The following is a 4,843-nucleotide window of genomic DNA, read 5'->3' on the forward strand; positions in this document are numbered from 1 at the left end:
TCCACCTGGCGCCAGGCCGGCTTCACCCACGCCGCGCTCGGCCACCGCTATATCGACTAAGAAGATTCTTCGAGTCTTGACCTCATCTTGCGAAGGAATAAATCTTGTCTGATCCGATAATAGCTTGCTCGAAACTTAACATGACTCGAGATTCTTCGCGGAAAAATTATATTGAGGCCGGCGCTACCTAAGGTGACGGTGAACTAACGCGATCTTGCTGTTTCCAGTTGCCTCGTAGCCTCTCAGTGCATCCGTAAAATGGCTCGCGTAATTGTGGCCCGCCACTGTGTAATCATGGACTACCGACGCAGGTTCAGCACCACCCTCTCGGTTCTGTCGGGCGACCCCCCAGGGCCCGTCACTCGAAGGTAATGCCCCTACGCAGGGGGAGGCAATCCTCACGCCACAATTGCGACGACTTTGGGCTGAATGAACCAATTCATGTACGCCCGGAGGGTGATCTGGACATTGGAGAGGTGCGAGCATCATATGCAAATCACCAACCTCTGCATGCCATCCTCAGTGCGAATGCCGTCCTGACCGCAAAACCACTAGTGCTACGCGAACCGACCCGACTTGGCTCATGAATCGGTGAATCGGGGGTTTTCGGGGTAAGGATCCGCGGGATTGCGGGGTTCGTGGTTGCGGGGTGGGGCACTAGCCGGGGTGGTTCTAGGCTGTGAGGTGTGTACATCCGGCGGGTGAAGACCAGTTCCGGGGCCACCGCGGTGCAGATCGCGCAGAAGCGCCACGGCAAGAGGCAGATCCTCGAGCATCTGGGCTCGGCCCATGACGAGGTGACCCTGGCCGCGCTGGAGCAGGTCGCCCGCCAGAAGATCCAGGCCGACCAGCTGGCCTTCGACCTCGATTTGCACACCGACGGCACCAGGACGGTGCCCGCCAAGGGGGCCGGCCCCGGTGGTGGGCTGGTGCTGCACGGTACTCGGCCCAGGGTGTTGTGGGAGGTGCTGGAGGCGGCCTATGACCGGATCGGATTCAGCGCGGCGGTGGACGACGAGATCCTCAAGCAACTGGTGCTGGCCCGGATCATCGAGCCGACCTCGAAGCTGGACTCGCTGCGGGTGCTGGCCGAGCTGAACGTGGAGGCCGTGCCCTCCTACGCCACCCTCAAGCGTCACCTGGCCCGCTGCGTGCAGGACGACTGGCGGGACCGCCTCTCTTCGGCGGCCTACCGGTTCGCCGCCGAGGACGGGGCGGTGAGCGTGTGCCTGTACGACGTGACGACCCTGTACTTCGAGGCCGATGAGGAAGACGAACTACGCAAGTCCGGGTTCTCCAAGGAGCGCCGGGTCGACCCGCAGATCCTGGTCGGGCTGCTGGTCGACCGACACGGGTTCCCTCTCGAACTGCACTTCTTCGAGGGCAACAAGGCCGAGACCCGGACCATGATCCCCGTCCTGGATGCGTTCAGGGATCGCCATCAGGTGCAGGACATGCTGGTGGTGGCCGATGCCGGCATGCTGTCCTGGGCGAACCTGCAGGCCCTGGAAGAGGGCGGCTACCAGTACATCGTCGGCTCCCGGACCTCGAAGGCGCCGATGGACCTGGCCTCCACGTTCGCCACGACGGGCAACCACTTCGCCGACGGCCAGGTCATCGAGGCCACCACCGAACTGAAGAAGGGGGTGGCCTCCACCAAGCGGCGGGCGGTCTGGCAGTACCGGCTGCCCGTGAACACCGCGACCGCAGGAACCACACCCTGCAGGTTCAACGGGCCGAGGACATCGCCGCCGGTCGCAAGCAGCCCCGCAAGGCCCGGTTCCTGAACACCAACGGCGCCAAGAAGCCCCAGGTGGACTAAGAGGCCGCGAAGGCCGCCGAGCAGCTCTTCGGGCTCAAGGGCTACGTGACCAACACCAGCATGAAGGTCCTCACCGGCGCCGAGGTCGTGGCCGCCTACCACTCGCTGTTCGAGGTCGAGGCCTCCTTCCGGATGGCCAAATCCGACCTGCGTGCCCGGCCGATCTTCCACCACACCCGGGACGCGATAGAGGCCCACCTGACCATCGTGTTCTGCGCTCTGGCCGTCGCCCGGCACCTCCAGATGGCCACCGGACTGAGCCTGCGCCGGATCATCAAGACCCTCCAACCCCTGCGCGAGGGCCTCGTCGAGATCAACGGGACCCTCGCCACCATCCCCGCCGCCCTCACCCCCGAAGCCAAAGAGATCCTCAGGAGCCTGCCCGAGAAATCAGGGCACTAGGAATGAGCTAAGTCGGGAAGTAGTGGACGTCACTATTGAGCCACGCCAACCACTCCGTGTGAATATTGCCATTTGTTTGCGATGCCAGCCTGCAACTTGGTTATTAGAATTGTTCATCTTTGCAAGCTAATCTTCCTTGGCCACCTGCGATAACCGGAGGCTACCTTACAGAGGCGAACGCCCACGGCCATATCGAAGACGGTAGAGTTAGGCTTCGCACAGCCATAGGGTGCGCGGCCTGTCCAAGTCACGCCGACCGTTGGTTGGCCACCACAAAATGCCATCATTCTGGGGGATCTCTGATGCTTTCAAACCAGTCCCGACTGAACGATCGCGCGCTTAGTAAGGAGGAAGTTTCACAGCGCGGTCGAAGCCCAGCGTTCGGCCATATTGTCTTTATCTTCGCAGCCGGGTTGCCCCTCGTATTCTTCGGAGCACCCGTGGACCCTGCCCTCATCACCCCCGGGCTGTGGGCAATGAACGTCGTAGTTTTGTTCTGGGCATCCCTCAGACTGGCTCTAATTCTCGCCAGCGGGGAGATTCGATTAATGATGGCGATGTATTGGCTGTTTATATACATTGCCATGGCAGTAGTTCCCATGGCCCAGTTGCACGTAGGCGACTGGGGACGCCTCATGGACCCCCAGACGCTGATCACTGCTCAAGCCCTGGCCCTCACAGCATCGATTGCGCTCGACGTTGGCTATGCGACATTCAGAGGTAAAGCGTCCCTCCATCCGACGGGCAATACGACTTCAAAGCTCGATCGCCTAGTAACCCTATCAAGGTTACGCGCGCTCAGTATCGCCGGAGTCATTCTTGCCGGATTGTACATATTTACCCTCGGATCAGTAACAGTTTTCTTTCAAACCCGTTTGGACCGATCAAGTGCATTGGAAGATGCTGGCCTGAAAGAAGATTCACTCGCGGCCTCTTCCTTGCTCACGGCGCTGGGCACTACGCCCGTATTCGTTGCGCTCTTGTTATGGACGTTGTTTTTATTAAAGCGCAAAGTATTTCGCAAATCAGTTGAACCCTGGCTCTGGATTATTTGTCTGCTGGGATTGAACATAGTCGTTAATAATCCTCTAACTAATCCGCGATTTTGGGTATTAACACTATTGCTTGGGTTTCTTTTTTCGCTGCCCAGCTTGACCGCAAGAAGATTTAGAGGCATAATTGTTACGGGTATTATTTTTGCTTTAGTTGTATTTCCATATTCAGACTACTTTCGTGTGCCGGAAGAGTTCCGCGGTACGATGAGCTTTGAGTCTGTAGCTGAAACGATCGCCACGAAAGATTTTGATCAGTCAACCATGACAGCCAACGGCATCTGGTGGATAGATACAGTTGGGCACACTCTCGGGCAACAGTTACTTGGCGCGGTGTTTTTCTTCATTCCACGGTCAATATGGCCCACAAAGGCCACAGATACCGGTGTCGTCGTAGGTACTGCGATGAATGCACCCAACACCAACCTTTCTTCTCCCCTATGGCTCGAAGTGTGGGTCGATTTCTCGTGGCCGGGTGTCATCGTTGCTTTCGTGCTGCTCGGGATGCTCCTGCGCCGCTGTGACGCGTCCTTCAATAATCGCCACGATGGCTTCCATCAGCACATCCCACTTGGCAGCTTCCTCATGCCACTAATCGCGGGTTATAGTCTCATCGTTCTACGTGGCCCGTTGCTTCAGTCGATGGGCCGCCTGTTAGTCCTAGTTATGGTGTGCTACGTGGTGACATCTTCCGCAGCTGCGTATATGGCACAGCGCCACGCCAGGCCAAGCCAGAGCAGGCCTGAACGGAAACTAGGGGGAAAGCGCAATCCCTACCTGCCGACAACATAGCTTTTGGCCGACGGTTACATTCTCTCGCTCCTTGACGTTTTCGAAAAGCTCGTTTAACCTGCGTGTATTTTGCTCGCTGTCATAGACGAACATACGACGTATCAATAGCGAGTCTCGAAGGTCTTCCAACAAGATGCCACAGGATCTGACAGGTGGCAGGTAGCTCTATTGGGTAGCGGTAGTCCATGCAGTTGGTGTGTGATCTCGTCACTTCGTGGACACCGGATCTCTCCACTTCGGAGACACTGAATCTCATCGTGTGTCCTGTCTCAAGGCATCGTGGACACACGATCTCATGACATCGTGGACAGGATGTCTCACCTCTTCGTGGACGGGTGTCGCGTCGTTCGTGGGTGAGGGTCGAGGGATGACGAATGCACTTTCACCCCGTACCCGGGCGGCGATCATCCAGTACGACGCGACCCAGCCTCACGCGTTGTCGGTGAGCGAGTTCTGCCGGTCGTTGAAGGTCTCCCGGAGCGTGTTCTACAAGGTCCGCAGCCGGGCGGTGAGCGAGTCGACGGCGGCGCTGCACCCAAGATCCCGGGCGCCTAGAAGTCCTGCCAGGAGGTACGGTCCGGAGGTGGTCAACGAGCTGGTGCGGATCCGCAAGCAGCTCAAGGCCGACGGGTGGGACTACGGCCCGCGCACGATCCACTACGAGGCAGCCCTGCAGGACGCCTTCCCGGGCGGGAAGATCCCGTCGGTGGCCACGATCGCCCGTTTGCTGTCCAGTGTCGGTCAGGTCGATGCTGCCCCGCGCAAGTGAGTATTC

3 protein-coding genes and 1 pseudogene are annotated in these 4,843 nt (G+C 58.8%); all 4 read left to right on the top strand.

The window, feature by feature from the left end; translation table 11 throughout:
- The first annotated feature begins 701 nt into the window (after positions 1-701).
- A complete protein-coding gene (locus CITRI_RS18185; protein ID WP_202798455.1) occupies positions 702-1,787 on the top strand; it encodes an IS1634 family transposase in 1,086 nt (361 codons plus the stop codon).
- 80 nt (positions 1,788-1,867) lie between these two features.
- Positions 1,868-2,224: a hypothetical protein gene (locus CITRI_RS19960; RefSeq protein ID WP_010145858.1), complete on the top strand. Its 357-nt coding sequence runs from the start codon at positions 1,868-1,870 to the stop codon at positions 2,222-2,224.
- Positions 2,225-2,526: 302 nt separating this feature from the next.
- Positions 2,527-4,068, top strand: coding sequence for an O-antigen polymerase (locus tag CITRI_RS19155; RefSeq protein WP_083843493.1), 1,542 nt, complete (start codon positions 2,527-2,529; stop codon positions 4,066-4,068).
- A gap of 367 nt (positions 4,069-4,435) precedes the next feature.
- Positions 4,436-4,834: pseudogene (locus CITRI_RS19160) on the top strand (IS481 family transposase); the annotation flags it as partial.
- Positions 4,835-4,843: the final 9 nt, after the last annotated feature.

This window comes from Citricoccus sp. CH26A (assembly GCF_000224415.1).
GTDB lineage: Bacteria > Actinomycetota > Actinomycetes > Actinomycetales > Micrococcaceae > Citricoccus.

What these genes read in the sequence shown, in the direction of transcription:
- CITRI_RS19155 (WP_083843493.1), top strand. Translation starts at nt 2,527, where the DNA reads ATGCTTTCAAACCAGTCCCGACTGAACGATCGCGCGCTTAGTAAGGAG.